Below are 17,187 nucleotides of genomic sequence, written 5' to 3'. Positions count from 1 at the left end.
CTAGAACCTAGAACCTAGAACCTAGAACCTAGAACCTAGAACCTAGAACCTAGAACCTAGAACCTAGAACCTAGAACAAAATTGATAAATATCTTTAGGACTCACAAAAATGTCTTTTGAAACCATTTCAGTAATCGGCTTAGGCTACATTGGTTTACCAACCGCAGCGATGTTTGCATCGCGTAAAAAGAAAGTGATCGGTGTGGATGTCAATCAGCATGCAGTTGATACCATTAATCAAGGAAAAATTCATATTGTAGAACCAGATCTAGACATGATCGTCCACGCTGCAGTTTCTGAAGGTTACCTGAAAGCAACCACAACGCCGGAACCAGCTGATGCATTTTTGATTGCCGTACCGACTCCTTTCTTACCGTGTGAAGAAGGCGATATTCCAGCACCGGATCTCTCTTACATTGAAGCGGCTAGTAAAGCCATTGCGCCAGTTCTTAAAAAAGGTGACCTCGTTATACTTGAGTCAACTTCACCAGTTGGTGCTACCGAGCAAATGGCGACTTGGCTAGCAGAAACTCGTTCAGATCTTAGTTTCCCACAAACACACGGGGAAGACGCGGATGTGAATATTGCCCATTGCCCTGAGCGCGTGCTACCAGGCCATGTTGTTCGTGAGCTAGTTGAAAACGACCGAGTAATTGGTGGTTTAACAGCTAAGTGTTCAGCGCGTGCGGTGGAACTCTATAAAACCTTTGTTCAAGGTGAATGTGTAGTTACCAATGCGCGCACGGCAGAAATGGCAAAGCTAACCGAAAACAGCTCTCGTGACGTACAGATTGCCTTTGCTAACGAGCTATCCATCATCTGCGACAAGTTAGACATCAACGTATGGGAACTGATTGCACTGGCTAACCGTCACCCGCGTGTAAACATCCTTCAGCCTGGCCCTGGTGTGGGTGGCCACTGTATCGCTGTTGACCCTTGGTTTATTGTGTCAAAAACACCAGAAGAAGCACAAATTATCCATACGGCACGTAAAGTCAATGACAGCAAACCGCAATGGGTGATTAACAAAGTAAAATTAGCCATTGCAGACTTTTTACAAGCCAACCCAGACAAGACCGCTAAAGATGTGACTATTGCATGTTATGGTTTAGCATTTAAACCAGATATTGATGACTTACGTGAAAGTCCAGCAATGGCAATAACACAAAAAATTTCTGAAATGCACGCTGGTCGCATTGTTGCAATAGAACCAAACATTGATGCAGTTCCAGAAAAGCTTAAGTATGTTGAACTAATGGATTTCAAAAGCGCGGCAAAAGAATCTGATATACAAGTGTTGCTCGTTGATCATAGTGAGTTCAAATCTAGCCGCATGCCACCTAGTAACTATGTCGTAGATACCAAAGGAATTTGGTAAATAACAAGAAGTTGCTGTGACCATGAATTTGGTTTCAGCAATTTTTATCCTTCTCTATAACTGAATTTAAGAGATTTAATTGAAAAAAGTAATTAGCTATGGGGTAAATGAATTTCTTTGCAAAGGGCTAAATCTTGGCTTAGTGCTATTATTGCCGATTATACTAACACAAGAGGAATTTGGGAATGTTGTATATTACATTTCAATTGAACAAATAATGTTTGCAATAATTATCTTTGGTCAGCAAAATAAATTCATAAAAGATTATCAAAGAGCGAGATGTGATAAAGAAAAATATGTTATTTATAATAAATCTAAAAAAATATCACTAATAATATTTGTCATTGTTTCTGTGTGCATTCTAGTTTCTGCTATGTTTTTTGGAATGGAATGTTTGGATTTCTTTATTCTTCTGATATTGGCTTTTGGTTGTTTTCTGTATGCCATATATGAGCTGGATAATATAAGAATGAGATCGGATGAAAATCACAGTGGTTATTTTAACTCAAAGATGACATACCAGGTTATAAAGTTTTTTAGTTGTTTGATACTGATTAAAATTTTTAATTTTGAATCTCATTCATATGTATTGGCGATAATTTTATCTGTAGTTTCCGTAAATATAATAAATGCTATAAAACTAAGAGCGGGTAATTTCATTGGCCAAAAAGTGAGTGTTGTGGATGTGATGATGATTTGGCCATTTGCTTTACAAGCAATACTAAATATCGCATACAGTTTTATTGATAGGCTAATGATTAAGAAAATGATGACAGATAATGACTTGGCGCTGTATGGTTTTGCTTATAATTTGGCTTCTCTAGTTTTTTTTGCAATCAGTGTTATATTCCTAGTATATTTGCCTAAATTTTATAGGGAAAAAGACATTGATGTTGCAAGAGTAATACTTAAGACGTCATGCTTTTACTCTTTAGCAATAGTTGTAGTCTTTTTTACATTACTGTTTTTTTTGTATGACTACCTCATGTTTTTTTTTCCTGCTGAATATTCTGGGTCTTATCCGTTGACATTGATGTTGATATTTAATTATGGAGTACATATTATTTATTTATACTTCTTTCATATAAATAATTTCAACAATAGTATTGGACTATTACCATACATAGTTGCCATAAGTTTGGGGTTAAGTATTGTGGCATGCTACATATTAATACCAATAATTGGTGTTCTTGGCGCTGCAATATCGACTGTATCAACTCAAGTTACATTGTCGGTATTGATGTGGTTAAATTCTAATAGAGAATTCAAGCATGCTGATTAGTCTCCTTTTATCCCTACTATGTATTCCAGTTTTGTTAATGGGAAATGAACTTGCTAAACAATACAGCTACTACTTTTTTTGCTCTCAATTAGTCATAGTATTTGTATATATTTCACTTAGAGGTAAAATACTTGATTTTTTGAGACCATCAATACTTGCATTTCTCTATATATCAGTGTCATTTACCATAGGCTCATGGGCTTTTAAACATGAATTAGTATATAGTGAAATAAATTTATCAAACTTTATGAATTGGAAATATTATCATTTTAGTACATCAGTTGTGTTATTAATGAATTCAATTTTATTTTTTGTTTATATGATAACAAAAAATGAAACTATTCGAGAGATGGAAATAGGTTATGACTTAAAAATAATTACTACCAGAGTGAAACAATTACTATTAGTCATGCTTTTTTTTACAACTCCATTTATATTTATAGATATTGACCTAAGTATTTTCGGAGGGGCTGGTGGCATTGCATCAATTCCAAAATCGGTTTTGGCAATATTATTCATTTATTATTTTTGTCTTAAAGGTGGAAAAAGTCGTTTTTTATATTACGCGGTTGTAATCTTCCTTTTTTCTCTTTTCTCTTTCGAAGATAAAAGAGATGCCATTTTCTTAATATTTCCTATAGCGTTCCTAGAATTTACCTTCAATATATCAAGTTTCAAACCTAAAGTGGTCGCAGCGCTATTCTGTTCGGTCATTTTTTTGTTGTTCCTTATTGTCTTAATGTCAATTGCGAGAGGTTATGGAGGTTATGAAGTTGATGGCGTGATTAGTGCCTTGCCTTTTGTAATTGATTATATGAGTTCTGACCTTTTTCTTCTATATTTATTCAATAATATAGAGGTAAATTATACGTTTTTCCACACTATACAATCTATAGAATACGTAATAGATGATTTTTGGATTGTCTCTTATGGAGAGACTCTAGTAAAGTTTTTATTTTTAGTTGTACCAAGAAGTATTATTGATTTTAAGCCATCTAGTTTTATCGAATTATATACAAGCACATATGATCCTGCATTTAGGTCTATTGGTGGGTCATGGCCACCAAATTTTTACGCAGAACTTTTTTGGAACTTCCACATAATATCTCTCGTGTTCTGTTTTATCTTTTTTTATATTTTTGAAAAGCTATATATAAAAGCAGTAAGATATGTAAAACAAGCAAACTATTCGTATTCTGTAATTTCAATATATATGATATATAGCTATTTGGTTTTGATCAGAGGATCTGGCTTTGATTTGTTTGTTTTTCAGTGTGTTATAGCACTATTTTTCTGTTTCATTAGCTACATGGTTATATATTGTCTGACTCGGAATTAATACGATGAAAAAAAAGAAGCTATTGATAGTACAAGAGTATTTGATGCACTACAGGGTTGATTTATTTAACCTGATTGCACAGGAATACGATCTCACAGTTGTATCAACTGATATTGAGAGTAGTATAAATACAGAAATGTTTAAATTTAGATTTATCAAACAAAAAAAGAAATCATTTTTCAAGTTTATTATATTCCCTAAATTTGAAAGTATAATTAAAGAAGTAGGCCCTGACTGCATAATAGCCACATTTGATCTTAGATTGATATCTATTATTTTATTTTTTATTAAAAATAAAAAATTGAGTGAAAAGCTAATATGGTGGGGCTTGGATAAAGGTGCTAGTGACATCGCACTAAAAATTAAGCTATGGATTGCCAATTATGTAAATTGTCCAATAATATTTTACAGTAAATACAATCAAGACAGATTTGTAAAATTGGGTTTATCTAAAGGCATCGCTAGATATGCAACCAATACATTTCCAATTTCAAACAATCGGAACACTTCGAAATGTGAAAAAAAACACATACTTTTTGTTGGTAGCTTTGATGAAAGAAAGGGTATTCCTATATTAATTAGAGCATTCAAAAAGCTTACAATGAAAATGCCAGACGTATCATTAGTTTTGGTTGGTGATGGTGATGTATATAATGAAGTTAAAGAAGAAATACATGTTTTAGGGCTAACAGAACGTGTAAATATGGTTGGTAGGATTAATGATCCAGAAGAGCTTTCTCGATATTATGAGGAGGCATTTGTTTCAGTTTCTTATTCCCAAGCAGGTTTGAGTGTATTGCAGAGTTTGGCTTTTGGTGTTCCATTTATCACACACAGAGATTCTATTTCAGGGAGTGAAAAATACAATATAATCGATGGTTTCAATGGATACTTTGTAGATAATGAAAATGATTTGGTAGCTAGATTAACTGATATTATTGGTGATTTAAGTAACAGGGTTGAAATCAGCGATAATGCATATAGATGGTTTGAAGAAAATTGTACAATAGAAAATATGGCTAGACAAATTACAGATGTAATAGATGAGGCATGATGTCAAATATAATAATTAATGCGATTAACTCTAATTCGGCTGGTGGGTTATCGGTTGTGAGCAATTTTTTGGAACAGCTCTCTCATGATCGTGACCATAATGATAAATATACTTTAGTTATTACTGATGTAACGTTGTACGAAAAATTTAGATCGGAAAGAATAAATTTATTGGTATTGCCTAAATTTTTTATTTTTCCTTTTTTTAATATTTTCACATATCTGATTTTTTTCTGGATTATTGCTAAATTTTATAAAGCGGAAAAGTTGTTGAACTTTGGTGATCTTATACCATTTGTGAATTGTAAAATATACTATTATTTTGATTGGGCATTTGCCTTGTATAATGATATTAGTATCTGGTCAAGAATGAGCATTAAACAAAGGTTTCCTAGAATAGTAAAATCATATTTGATTCGGAAAATGATTAAACGTTGCCATATTGTTATATGTCAAACCGAAGCAATAAAAAATAGGTTGGAAAACATTGTTGATATGAACAAGGTATTTGTCGTGCCAAATTCCGCAAAGAAAAATTTCATTAGAGATGATGAAAAATATAAATTTCCTTGTTCTTTGGAAGGTAAAGAAGTTTTTTTGTATCTCACTAGGTATTATCCACATAAGAATATAGAAATTCTTTTAGAACTTGCGATTAAAGCAAAGAATGATGATAAGAACTGGGTTTTTATTCTAACAATAGATGAAAGGCAAGGAAAAGAGGTTGTCACTTTTCAGAATAATATTGTAAATCTTGGGTTGTGTGATTATTTCGTGCTTGTAGGTTCGGTTGCTTATGATGACGTGTACAAACTTTATAATGCATCCCATCATGTAATTTTGCCATCACTGATTGAGTCTTTTTCTTCTATGCACATAGAGGCCATGATAGCGGGAAAAACAATATTTTCAAGCGACAGGGATTTTGCCAGGACAGTTTGCGGTGAAAGTGCTTACTATTTTGATCCGCTGGATGCCGAAGATATATATAGAGTAGTGAATGGAGGCATTAAAAAAGCTAACAATTCGCAGGCATTGTGTAAAAAAAGGACATTTTTTGAATTATCTTCTTGGGAAGATAGTTATGAAAGAATTAAAAATTTAATTTCATAGGTGTTATTGTTATGGTAGAAACTATTTGTAAAAATTGTGTAATGGACACAACAGACTCAAAAATCACTTTTGATGACAACGGCATCTGTGATCATTGTACGACTTTTTACAACGATATTAAGCCTAATTGGCACACAGATGAGAAGGGATGGGCAGAGATTACTAAAATTGCTGCTGATATAAAACGTGAAGGTGAAGGCAAAGAGTTCGATTGTATTATTGGAATGAGTGGCGGTATCGACAGCTCTTATTTAGTCTACTTAGCCAAAGAAAAACTGGGTCTCAGACCGTTAGTTTTTCATGTTGATGCAGGCTGGAACTCTCAGCAAGCTGTTCATAATATTGAACAGATAGTAGATCGCCTAGGTTTAGATCTGTATACAGAAGTTATCGATTGGGAAGAGATGAAAGACTTGCAGCTTTCTTTCTTCAAAGCAGGAGTTTCTCATACGGATACACCGCAAGATCACGCGTTTTTCGCCACTATGTATAAGTTTGCGTCTAAGCACAAGATTAAGCATATTTTAACTGGTGGTAACTATTCTACGGAGTGTATTCGCAACCCTCTAGAGTGGATGTATTTCCAGTCAGACTCTCGTCAAATTAAAGATATTCAAAAAAAGTTTGGTACTAAAAAACTTAAAAACTTCCCGCTGACGAATATTCTATGGCACAAAGTGTACTTGCCGTATATCAAGGGTATTAAGCTTTATAGACCCTTAGACTTTATGCCTTATAACAAAGAAGAAGCAACACAGTTTTTAGTAGACAACTACGGATACCAACGTTACGCCCAGAAACACTTTGAATCACGTTTCACTCGCTTTTATGAAGCTTATTGGTTGTACAAGAAATTTGGCTATGATACGAGAAAAGTACAGTACTCAAGTCTTATTGTTACAGGTCAAATGACACGAGATGATGCGTTGGAAAGACTGAAAAAACCACCATATGACCCAGAGACAATCGACGATGATTTCAGCTATATTGCTAACAAACTTGGGATCACAGTTGAAGAGCTAAGGGGGTATTTAGAGGCGCCGAATAAAACCTATAGAGACTATAAAAATCAGCAATCTATTTATGACTTAGGTGCAAAGGTAATGAGAAAGCTGGGTCTTGAGAAAGGCGGCAAAAGATGATCGCAATAGTAGATTATGGTTCTGGGAATATTCAGGCCATTCAAAACATATTTACTAAGTTAAAGATTGAGACTTTTTTTGCAAGTACAGCAGAAGATTTAAAAATAGCAGACAAGATCATTTTGCCTGGTGTTGGCGCTTTTGATGAAGCGATGACACAACTTGAAAAATCAGGAATGAGAGCAGCGTTGGACCACTTTGCGATGGTTGAAAAGAAACCTGTCTTAGGGATTTGTGTTGGTTTACAAGTCATGGCGAAAAGCAGTGATGAAGGCGAATTACCAGGGCTAGGCTGGTTTGATGCGTCAGTTAAGAAATTTGATGAGTCAAAGATACAATTTAAGCCGAAATTGCCGCATATGGGGTGGAACGAAATAAAGCCAACAGAATCACATCCGTTGTTAAATAATATAGATTGTGAAAAAGGGTTCTACTTTATCCATTCATATTACTTTGATGCACATGATCCCAAGGATGTACTGATCAAAGCTCACTACGGTGATGATTTTTGCTGTGCTGTCAGGAAAGACAATATATTTGGATTTCAATTTCATCCTGAGAAAAGTCACTCGAATGGTATTAACTTATTTAAGAATTTTGCAGAGTTTTAATTATGCTGAGATCAAGAGTATCCCCATGTTTACTTGTTCATAATAAAGGGCTAGTAAAAACTGTAAAATTTAAAGATGCTAAGTATGTTGGGGATCCAATCAATGCAGTTAAAATTTTCAATGAAAAAGAGGTTGATGAACTGATTGTGTTGGATATTGACGCATCAGTAGAAAACAAGGCCCCCGATTATCAAATGATTAAGCATTTGGCCAATGAGAGTCGTATGCCATTGTGTTATGGGGGCGGTATTAAAACGCCTCAACAAGCACAAGAAATTATTAAACTGGGTGTCGAAAAAATCGCTATTTCAAGTGAGGCGCTAAACAACCCATCGGTTCTTAAGGAAATGGCCGATATAATCGGTAGACAGAGTATAGTTGTCGTCTTAGACGTTAAAAAAACACTGCTTGGCAGTTATGAAATATATACCCACAACGGAAAGAAAAAAGTTAAAAAAAAACTTGAGCAAGTTATATCTGAACTAGAAGAAATTGGAATCGGTGAGTTGGTGATCAATTCAATTGATCAAGATGGAATGATGAAAGGTTATGATATGAAGTTGGCCGAAAAAGTGCGAGATATAGCCAGCGTTCCGCTTACTATATTGGGTGGGGCTGGCTCTTCAGAGGATATTTTAAAGCTGATTGAAAAGTTTAAGGTTATCGGTGCTTCAGCTGGGAGTCTTTTTGTATTTAAAGGTGTTTACAGAGCGGTGCTTATTAATTATTTGAACCAAGATGCCCTCTCCAAGATAAGAAATATCGCACGTTCACAGTTAGGAAAGTAAGATGAAACAAATTCTTCAAGATATGGCAAAAGGAGGCTCGGCCATAGTTGAAGCTCCAGCGCCTCAAGCAAACAAAAATCACGTTGTCATTAATACAACTACAACACTTATTTCTGCAGGCACAGAAAGAATGCTTGTCGATTTTGGCAAAGCAAATTTTATTGATAAAGCACGCTCTCAGCCAGATAAAGTAAAAATGGTACTTGAAAAAGTCCAAACGGATGGTTTGATGACCACAATTGATGCAGTGAAATCGAAGCTAGCTCAGCCCCTACCTCTTGGTTATTGTAATGTCGGTATTATTGAAAGTATTGGTCAAGGTGCTGACAGTTTTAAAGTTGGCGATAGAGTAGTGTCAAACGGACCTCATGCTGATGTAGTACGTGTGAGTAAAAATCTAGTTGCTAAAATACCTGATAATGTAACGGATGAAGAAGCGTCGTTTACAGTAGTTGCTAGCATTGGTTTACAAGGGATTCGTTTAGCAAACCCAACAATGGGTGAGTGCTTTGTTGTAACTGGTGTTGGCTTAATAGGTCTATTGACCGTGCAAATGCTGCGCGCTCAAGGTTGTCGTGTTCTTGCTATTGATTTTGACCAATCTAAACTTGAGCTTGCAAAGCAATATGGTGCGGAAATTTGTAACCCTGGCAAAGGTGAAGATCCAGTTGCTCTGGGTATGGCATTTAGTCGTGGTAACGGTGTTGATGGTGTCATTATAACCGCGTCGACTAAATCTAATGATCCTGTAACTCAAGCTGCGCGCATGAGCCGTAAGCGCGGCCGCATCATTTTAGTTGGCGTTACTGGGTTAGAATTAAGCCGTGCTGATTTTTATGAAAAAGAGCTGACGTTCCAAGTATCTTGTTCTTATGGCCCTGGTCGCTATGACCCAAGCTATGAAGAGCAAGGTAATGACTATCCTTTCGCATTCGTACGTTGGACTGAACAACGCAACTTCGAAGCGATTCTAGATATGATGTCGGGTGGTTTACTCGATGTGAAATCGCTCATTACGCACCGTTTTAAATTTGAAGACGCAAGTGATGCTTATGAGTTGCTAACGAATGATAAAAGTGCTTTAGGTATTCTGCTGCAGTTTGAGTCAGAACCTTCTACTCGCCATAAAAAAACAGTGCAATTAAGTGCGGTTAAAAACTACCTTGCTAGCGAGCCTGTAGTTGGCTTTGTTGGTGCTGGTAATTACGCATCACGCATGCTTATTCCTGCATTTAAAGAGGCGGGCGCTCAATTGCATAGTATTTCTACATCAGGCGGTATCAATGGTGTAATACATGGTGAAAAAGCTGGCTTTGCCGAAGCGACTACAGACACAGATGCACTTATTGAAAGTGAACAAGTAAACACAATAGCGATTGTAACCCGTCACAATAGTCACGCGTATTTTGTGAAACAGTCTTTGAATGCTGGTAAAAATGTGTTTGTAGAAAAACCGCTTGCTATTACTCATGATGAGCTAGAGGTTGTCAAATCTGCTTATGAAGAAGCTTCTAAATCAGAAAATCCACCTAAATTAATGGTTGGTTTCAACCGACGTTTTTCTCCACAAATACAGAAAATGAAAGCTTTGATCGATCCTATTAAGGCTCCAAAGTCATTTATCATGACCATGAATGCCGGAAGTATACCAACTGATCATTGGACTCAAGATAACAATGTTGGTGGTGGGCGTATTATTGGTGAAGCATGTCACTTTGTTGATCTAATGCGTTTTCTTGTAGGCAGTGAGATTGTGTCTGTGCAAGCTCGTAGAATGGGTGATTGTGACGCAGTTGAGGTAACTGAAGACAAGGCTGCTATTATACTCGGTTTTGCTGATGGCTCATTTGGTACTATTCACTACTATGCAAATGGTGCGGCTAGTTTCCCTAAAGAGCGCATAGAAGTATTTGCTGATGGTAAGGTATTGCAACTCGATAATTTTGTGAAATTGAAAGGTTTTGGTTTTAAAGGCTTTAAGAAAATGAATCTTTGGAAGCAGGATAAAGGCCAAAATCTATGCTCTCGATTGTTCTTAGACTCTATTCGTGAAGGTAAAAGTGCCCCTATAGATATTAAAGAAATTTTTGAAGTTGCAAAGGTTTCTATAGATATTGCTGAACAGCTGAGACAGCAATGAGGGGGCATTTAGAAAGGCTACTTAAGATATTTTACACGTTAAAATATCTTAAGTTTAAGCAGATTTATTACAGAATATATTACAAGTTTTACAAACCTAAATTAATTGAATGTGACCAACCAGATAGTTCTCAATGGAAGTGGGTGGGACCGTTACTTAACAAGCAAAGTTTGTTCAGTAGCTCCGATGTTAAGTTTCTTAATCAAACAGGCAAGATTAGCAGTTCTGCGGATTGGAATTGCCCAAACAAGTCTAAGTTATGGCTATATAATTTACATTATTTTGATGACTTGAACTCCAAAAATGGTTTTGAGAGATACCAACTCCATCGAGATTTTATCGAAAAATGGATAGATGAAAACCCAGCATTCAATGGTAATGGCTGGGAGCCTTATCCTATTTCTTTACGCCTGGTAAATTGGGTCAAGTGGTGCAGCCTACAATCCCAAGTACCTCCCAAATACCTTAAGAGCATGCTTGAACAGGCCAATGCATTAACTCAACAACTTGAGTATCATATTCTTGGGAATCATTTATTTGCAAATGCTAAAGCTTTGACTTTTATAGGTGCATATTTAAAAGGAGAAAATTCTAACAAGTTGTTAATGCAAGGTATTAAGCTACTTAATGAAGAGCTGGAAGAGCAGTTTTTAGACGATGGTGCTCACTTTGAGCTTTCTCCTATGTATCATGAAATATTGCTTTGGGACCTTTTGGAGTTAATTGATTTAGCAAAGACTAGCGATAAACCTCAGTTCATTGAAAGCTTACCACAGTGGATACGGATTGCAGAAAAAGCACTCTTTTGGCTTTCAACTATGGTGCATAATGATGGCGAGGTTAGCTTTTTCAATGATGCAGCCATAGGTATTGCAATGCAGCCAAGTCAAATTTTTGCTTATGCAGAAAAGTTGGGAATTGCTTATGAATTAGTCAATAAGTCGTTAGTCACCAACAAAAGTAGTGGCTATAGCAGAATTACTTTTACTAATTATTCTGCTATTTTTGACCATGCGAATGTTGGGCCTGATTATTTACCTGGGCATGCTCATGCCGATACGTTGAGCTTTGAGCTCTCTATTGGCAAACAGCGTGTTTTTGTAAACTCTGGCACTTCACTATATGGGACAAGCAAAGAGCGTGTAAGACAGCGTCAAACGCCTGCACATAATACCGTTTCTGTTGCAGGGTTAGATTCTTCTCAGGTTTGGTCGGGGTTTAGAGTTGCAAAACGAGCTTACGCTCACTTAGAAGATGCCATTAACACTCCTGAAAGAGTATTATTATCAGCCAGTCATAATGGCTACATGCAACAAAGCCCGAAAGTTAAACACACTCGCAATTTAATATGTTCACCAGATAGTTTTATCATTATTGATACTTTATCTAAAGCTACTCCGGCTTGTTTTCATTTGCATCTACATCCTAACATCGATGTGGTTAAAGTTTCTGAAGTAGAAATTAACCTCATTTTAGATGGTGAATCATTATGCCTTGTTACTAGCTCTGAGCCGATATTGGTTAAAGTTGGTACTTGGCACCCAGAGTTTGGAAAAACCATTGCGAATAAAAAGATTGAGATAAACTTTGCAAATGGAAACCTAAAAACAGAAATTACTAAAATTAAGAGGGAATCGTGAAAATACTGGTTTTATCTTTTTATTACAAACCAGACCTTTGCGCTGGCTCGTTCAGAACAACAGCTTTAATTGAGCAATTAAAGCAACAAGATGATGTAATGGTAGATGTAGTAACAACCATGCCTAATCGATATGCTAGCTTTGATGCCAGTGCTGATAATGATATTAAAGCTGAAGAAGTTGATGGTAATGTAAGAGTCAGGCGCATACACTTGCCCTCGCACAACAGTGGCATGCTTGATCAAATAAAGTCATTCAAAACCTTTTACCAACAAGCACAAAAGCTAGTAAAAAATGAAAGTTATGATCTTGTGTTTGCAACGAGTTCTAGGTTGTTTACTGCGTTTTTAGGCGCGCGTGTAGCTAAAGCTAAGAAAGTACCTTTATATTTAGATATACGTGATATTTTTGTAGACACAATTAAAGATGTCTTATCTCCCAAAGTGGCATTGCTATTAAAACCAGTACTTTCAGCCATTGAAAAATATACATTCTCCTCCGCGAAGCATATTAACCTTGTTTCTAAGGGGTTTGAGGGGTATTTCAAAGCAAGATATACAAATCCAAGCTACTCTTGGTTTACCAATGGCATTGATGGTGAGTTTCTTGACTTGCCTAAAGGCAATAGTAGTGAGTTTACTTCTGAAAAAGCGAAACGACTTGTTTATGCAGGTAATATTGGTGAGGGGCAGGGACTGCACACTATTATGCCTGAGTTGGCTGTTTTAGCTAATCATGATTACACATTTAGAGTTATTGGTGATGGTGGGCGTAAAAAACAGTTAGAAGATGCCTCTACAAGCAATAACAATGTTGTTCTTTTACCGCCAGTGAATAGGAAAAAGCTAATTGAAGAGTATCTTAACGCTGATGTTCTTTTTCTTCATTTAAACGATTACCCTGCCTTTGAAAAGGTTTTACCTTCTAAAATATTTGAGTATGCAGCAACAGGAAAACCAATCTTGGCTGGTGTTTCAGGGTATGCGGCTGAATTTATTAAAGCCGAAGTGCCTAATGCTGAGGTTTTTTATCCTGGAGATCATAATGGAGCCATGGAAGCTTTGAAAAAGCTAAAGCTTGAATATACAGGTAGAGCTGCCTTTGTCGAGAAATATACACGCAGCAATATAATGCAAAAGATGAGTAAATCGATAATGGAGCTAGGGCACTAAATATGTCTCAGGTTTTAGTTACTGGTTATACGGGCTTTGTTGGCCGCCATTTATTGAGCACTTTTGAAAACCTACAGAATATCAATTTACTTGGACGCTCCCAGCCGACAAAGTGTAGTCAATTTTTAAAAGCAAGTATTGATTCAAGCTCAGATTATTCAGTTGTTTTGGATAAAGTCAGCACTGTTATTCATATCGCTGCTCGTGTTCATGTTATGAATGATGAGTCAGATGATCCTTTGGAGGAGTTTAGAGCGGTAAATACAGCAGGCACCATGAACCTAGCAAGGCAAGCAGCAGAAGCTGGTGTCAAACGTTTCATATTTGTAAGTAGCATAAAAGTAAACGGTGAAAGCACTACAGGTAAGCAAGCTTTTACTGCCCAAGATACGCCTAGTCCAGAAGACCCCTATGGTGTATCTAAAGCTGAAGCTGAAGAGCAGCTTATTGCTTTGGGTAAAGAAACGGATTTAGAGATTGTTATAATTCGTCCCCCTTTAGTATATGGCGAAGGCGTGAAAGCTAATTTTGCTTCTCTAATGAAGCTTGTCTCAAAAGGTATCCCTCTACCGTTTGGCTGTATTACCAACAACAAGCGTAGTTTAGTCTCAGTTGATAACTTGGTTGATTTAATTATTACCTGCATCGACCACCCCAAAGCAGTGAATCAAGTGTTTTTAGTTTCAGACGATCATTATGTATCTACATCAGAAATGGTTAAAGAAATGGCAATCGCCTTAGGTAAACCAAGTTGGCAAATACCCGTACCAGCTTATTGTTATAAGTTAGTTGGTAAGCTGTTTGATAAAAACGATGTAGTGGACCGGTTAACTGGATCATTACAAGTTGATATATCTCATACAAAAGAAACACTGGGTTGGACTCCTCCTCAAACATTACAGGAAGGCTTTAAAAAAACTGCAGAAGCTTTCTTAAAATCAAAACAAAGTAGTGGTAAATAATGATTCGTCTATTAGATTTTTTCGCAGCATTCTTTGGTTTGCTATTCTTATGGCCAATATTGGTCGTGGTTACCGTTATCGGTTTGTTTGATACTGGCTCACCTATTTTTGTTCAGGAGCGAGTAGGGCGCAACAGAAAGCCTTTTAAACTAGTTAAGTTTCGAACAATGTCTGTTGATACTCAGTCAGTCGCTTCTCACTTAGCCAGTACTAGTTCAATCACTAAATTAGGTGCGTTTTTGCGTAAAACTAAGATTGATGAACTGCCACAGTTAATCAATGTACTGAAAGGTGAAATGAGTTTAGTCGGTCCTCGCCCGAATCTGTTTAATCAAGAAGATTTGATTAAAGAGCGTGAGGCTTTAGGCGTATACAATGTGCTACCAGGCATCACTGGCCTGGCGCAGGTGCAAAACATCGATATGTCTACTCCTCAGTTACTCGCTAAGACCGACCGAGAAATGATCGATACTCTGACGATAAAAAACTACTTTAAGTATATAATTATGACAGTCACGGGCAGCGGCACGGGCGATGCAGTAAAAAAATCATAACGATACTAAAAGTGAATACGATTTATGGATAAGTTGGCTTACATATGGTCTTTACCTCGAGTGCATAAGCGCTTGATCAGTTTGGCCATAGATACCTTATTGATTACCTTTTCTTTTTTCATGGCAATTTGGGTGCGTCATGGTGAAGTGGCTGTTTCCGTTTCTGCGGAAACATGGCTAACACTCGCGGGCACGGTTGTTGTTACCCTAATCGCCTTTACAAGATTAGGCTTGTACAGAGCAGTATTGCGTTATCTCACCTTCCATGCGCTTACCGTGGTGGTGCTTGGTGCGTTGATTTCCGCACTCTCGATCACAACATTCGCTTATTTCTTCAATGCAGAAGTGCCTCGTACCGTGCCTGTCATCTACATGACGTTTTTAGCACTGTTGTGTGGTGGTGCACGCATGATGGTGCGTTCATTAATCGTGCAGGCTAGTCGCAAAGGGTGTGAGCGTGTATTGATATATGGTGCAGGAAGTACAGGGCGCCAGTTGGCCATTGCGCTTCGCAATGCGGAAACCTACCAGGTGAAAGGGTTTATTGATAATGATCCTTCTCTTGAAAACACCATTATCCAGGGCTTAACCGTGCACTCTTCTCAGCAGATTTCTCGTCTGGTTGAAAAGCAAGAAATTGAAAAGATCTTGCTTGCCATGCCAAGAGCCACACGCTCTGAACGCAAAGCCATTATTGACGGATTACTTCACTTACCCGTAGAAGTGCTAACAGTACCGGACTTTAAAGACATCGTTAATGGCAATGCCACGGTCGATGAGCTTAAAGATGTTGCCATTGAAGACTTGCTCGGCCGAGACCCTGTAGAGCCTAATCCTGAACTCATGAAAGCCAATATTAACGGTAAAGTGGTGATGGTCACTGGTGCAGGGGGGTCAATCGGTTCTGAGCTTTGCCGTCAGATTGTACGCCAAAAACCAAAGACCTTAATTCTATTTGAGTTGTCTGAATACGGCTTGTACGAAATTGATAAAGAGCTGTCTGGCATGGTGGAAGCTATGCAGCTTGAAGTGGAAATCATACCCTTGTTGGGTTCTGTGCAGCGAATCAACCGCCTAAGTGCCACAATGCGAGCGTTTGGCGTGCAAACGGTTTATCACGCAGCGGCTTATAAGCACGTTCCTTTGGTGGAATATAACGTGGTGGAAGGGGTTCGCAACAACGTATTTGGCACCTACTACAGCGCGAAAGCCGCTATTGAAGCTGGTGTGGAATCTTTTGTGTTGATCTCAACAGACAAAGCGGTACGCCCAACTAACGTGATGGGCACTTCTAAACGTATGGCAGAACTTGCACTGCAAGCCTTGGCGGCAAAAGAAAATGACAAAGTGAACGGTACGCGTTTTAGCATGGTGCGCTTTGGTAATGTGCTTGGCTCTTCAGGCTCGGTAATTCCACTGTTTAAGCGTCAAATTGAAGAAGGGCAGGCTATTACCGTTACCCACCCAGATATTATCCGCTACTTTATGACCATTCCTGAAGCTGCTCAGCTCGTTATACAAGCTGGTGCAATGGGCAAAGGTGGCGATGTGTTTGTGTTGGATATGGGTGAGCCCGTTAAGATTGTCGATCTGGCGAAAAATCTTATTCAGTTATCAGGCCTTGAAGTGAAATCGTCTGATAATCCAAACGGTGATATCGAAATCAAATTTACAGGTCTTCGCCCTGGTGAAAAGCTCTATGAAGAGTTATTGATTGGTGACAATGTGGAAGGCACCGATCACGAACGAATCATGACGGCGAACGAGCAATTTTTGCCGCTCGAAGAGTTTAATCAGATTCTCGATAACTTAGACAAAGCCTGTCACGAGTTTGATCATGAAACCATACGTCAAATCTTGTTGGAAACACCTACAGGCTTTAACCCTACAGACGGTATTGGTGATTTAGTTTGGAATGCCAAGCGAAAGCTCAATGCCTCTAAAGATAAAGTGGTTGAGATTAAAGTCACCGCTTAGTCTATTCGCACTAGAAAAAGAGGGAGTAAGCCTTGG

Annotated in this window: 14 protein-coding genes; all 14 read left to right on the top strand. The window is 37.5% G+C overall.

The features are described 5' to 3' along the window. Nucleotides 1–109: 109 nt before the first annotated feature. Nucleotides 110–1,378 (top strand): UDP-N-acetyl-D-mannosamine dehydrogenase, encoded by a 1,269-nt coding sequence (gene wecC / locus PQQ36_RS13000; RefSeq protein ID WP_243328887.1) that lies wholly within the window; start codon nucleotides 110–112, stop codon nucleotides 1,376–1,378. Nucleotides 1,379–1,457: 79 nt separating this feature from the next. Beyond that, complete coding sequence (locus tag PQQ36_RS12995; protein ID WP_273661632.1) at nucleotides 1,458–2,660, top strand: oligosaccharide flippase family protein; 1,203 nt, start codon at nucleotides 1,458–1,460, stop codon at nucleotides 2,658–2,660. Then, a complete protein-coding gene (locus PQQ36_RS12990) occupies nucleotides 2,650–3,999 on the top strand; it encodes a hypothetical protein (RefSeq protein ID WP_243328885.1) in 1,350 nt (449 codons plus the stop codon). The genes PQQ36_RS12995 and PQQ36_RS12990 overlap by 11 nt, the downstream gene beginning before the upstream one ends. A 4-nt stretch (nucleotides 4,000–4,003) precedes the next feature. Then, nucleotides 4,004–5,053, top strand: coding sequence for a glycosyltransferase family 4 protein (locus tag PQQ36_RS12985; RefSeq protein WP_243328884.1), 1,050 nt, complete (start codon nucleotides 4,004–4,006; stop codon nucleotides 5,051–5,053). Then, nucleotides 5,050–6,165: a glycosyltransferase gene (locus PQQ36_RS12980; protein WP_243328883.1), complete on the top strand. Its 1,116-nt coding sequence runs from the start codon at nucleotides 5,050–5,052 to the stop codon at nucleotides 6,163–6,165. The genes PQQ36_RS12985 and PQQ36_RS12980 overlap by 4 nt, the downstream gene beginning before the upstream one ends. 11 nt (nucleotides 6,166–6,176) lie before the next feature. Further along, nucleotides 6,177–7,307, top strand: coding sequence for an N-acetyl sugar amidotransferase (locus tag PQQ36_RS12975; RefSeq protein ID WP_225490562.1), 1,131 nt, complete (start codon nucleotides 6,177–6,179; stop codon nucleotides 7,305–7,307). After that, entirely contained in the window at nucleotides 7,304–7,918 is a 615-nt protein-coding gene (gene hisH / locus PQQ36_RS12970; RefSeq protein WP_130190818.1) for an imidazole glycerol phosphate synthase subunit HisH, read from the top strand. The genes PQQ36_RS12975 and hisH overlap by 4 nt, the downstream gene beginning before the upstream one ends. 2 nt (nucleotides 7,919–7,920) lie before the next feature. Continuing rightward, nucleotides 7,921–8,706, top strand: a complete 786-nt coding sequence (locus tag PQQ36_RS12965) for an AglZ/HisF2 family acetamidino modification protein (RefSeq protein WP_130190819.1) — start codon at nucleotides 7,921–7,923, stop codon at nucleotides 8,704–8,706. A gap of 1 nt (nucleotide 8,707) precedes the next feature. Then, on the top strand, nucleotides 8,708–10,846 hold the full coding sequence (locus PQQ36_RS12960) for a bi-domain-containing oxidoreductase (RefSeq protein WP_130190820.1): 2,139 nt from the start codon (nucleotides 8,708–8,710) through the stop codon (nucleotides 10,844–10,846). A gap of 143 nt (nucleotides 10,847–10,989) precedes the next feature. Further along, nucleotides 10,990–12,486: a heparinase II/III family protein gene (locus PQQ36_RS12955; protein ID WP_238796116.1), complete on the top strand. Its 1,497-nt coding sequence runs from the start codon at nucleotides 10,990–10,992 to the stop codon at nucleotides 12,484–12,486. Then, complete coding sequence (locus PQQ36_RS12950) at nucleotides 12,483–13,658, top strand: glycosyltransferase family 4 protein (protein WP_273661630.1); 1,176 nt, start codon at nucleotides 12,483–12,485, stop codon at nucleotides 13,656–13,658. Before PQQ36_RS12955 ends, PQQ36_RS12950 begins: the two co-directional genes overlap by 4 nt. 2 nt (nucleotides 13,659–13,660) lie before the next feature. Then, the gene (locus tag PQQ36_RS12945) at nucleotides 13,661–14,620 is read left to right on the top strand and encodes a UDP-glucose 4-epimerase family protein (protein ID WP_243328879.1); all 960 of its coding nucleotides are present in this window, start codon (nucleotides 13,661–13,663) and stop codon (nucleotides 14,618–14,620) included. Continuing rightward, complete coding sequence (locus PQQ36_RS12940; protein ID WP_243328878.1) at nucleotides 14,620–15,174, top strand: sugar transferase; 555 nt, start codon at nucleotides 14,620–14,622, stop codon at nucleotides 15,172–15,174. Before PQQ36_RS12945 ends, PQQ36_RS12940 begins: the two co-directional genes overlap by 1 nt. A gap of 24 nt (nucleotides 15,175–15,198) precedes the next feature. Continuing rightward, a complete protein-coding gene (locus tag PQQ36_RS12935; RefSeq protein ID WP_243328877.1) occupies nucleotides 15,199–17,151 on the top strand; it encodes a polysaccharide biosynthesis protein in 1,953 nt (650 codons plus the stop codon). Nucleotides 17,152–17,187: the final 36 nt, after the last annotated feature.

This window comes from Vibrio sp. CCUG 15886, assembly GCF_028570825.1.
Lineage (GTDB): Bacteria > Pseudomonadota > Gammaproteobacteria > Enterobacterales > Vibrionaceae > Vibrio > Vibrio vulnificus_B.
Note: the sequence above shows the minus strand (reverse complement) of the source record. Positions and strands in the feature narration are given on the sequence as shown.

Coding starts and splice junctions, on each gene's coding strand:
- PQQ36_RS12990 (WP_243328885.1), top strand. CDS start 2,650: ATGCTGATTAGTCTCCTTTTATCCCTACTATGTATTCCAGTTTTGTTA.
- PQQ36_RS12945 (WP_243328879.1), top strand. CDS start 13,661: ATGTCTCAGGTTTTAGTTACTGGTTATACGGGCTTTGTTGGCCGCCAT.
- PQQ36_RS12985 (WP_243328884.1), top strand. CDS start 4,004: ATGAAAAAAAAGAAGCTATTGATAGTACAAGAGTATTTGATGCACTAC.
- wecC (WP_243328887.1), top strand. CDS start 110: ATGTCTTTTGAAACCATTTCAGTAATCGGCTTAGGCTACATTGGTTTA.
- PQQ36_RS12940 (WP_243328878.1), top strand. CDS start 14,620: ATGATTCGTCTATTAGATTTTTTCGCAGCATTCTTTGGTTTGCTATTC.
- PQQ36_RS12975 (WP_225490562.1), top strand. CDS start 6,177: ATGGTAGAAACTATTTGTAAAAATTGTGTAATGGACACAACAGACTCA.
- PQQ36_RS12935 (WP_243328877.1), top strand. CDS start 15,199: ATGGATAAGTTGGCTTACATATGGTCTTTACCTCGAGTGCATAAGCGC.
- PQQ36_RS12960 (WP_130190820.1), top strand. CDS start 8,708: ATGAAACAAATTCTTCAAGATATGGCAAAAGGAGGCTCGGCCATAGTT.
- hisH (WP_130190818.1), top strand. CDS start 7,304: ATGATCGCAATAGTAGATTATGGTTCTGGGAATATTCAGGCCATTCAA.
- PQQ36_RS12965 (WP_130190819.1), top strand. CDS start 7,921: ATGCTGAGATCAAGAGTATCCCCATGTTTACTTGTTCATAATAAAGGG.
- PQQ36_RS12980 (WP_243328883.1), top strand. CDS start 5,050: ATGATGTCAAATATAATAATTAATGCGATTAACTCTAATTCGGCTGGT.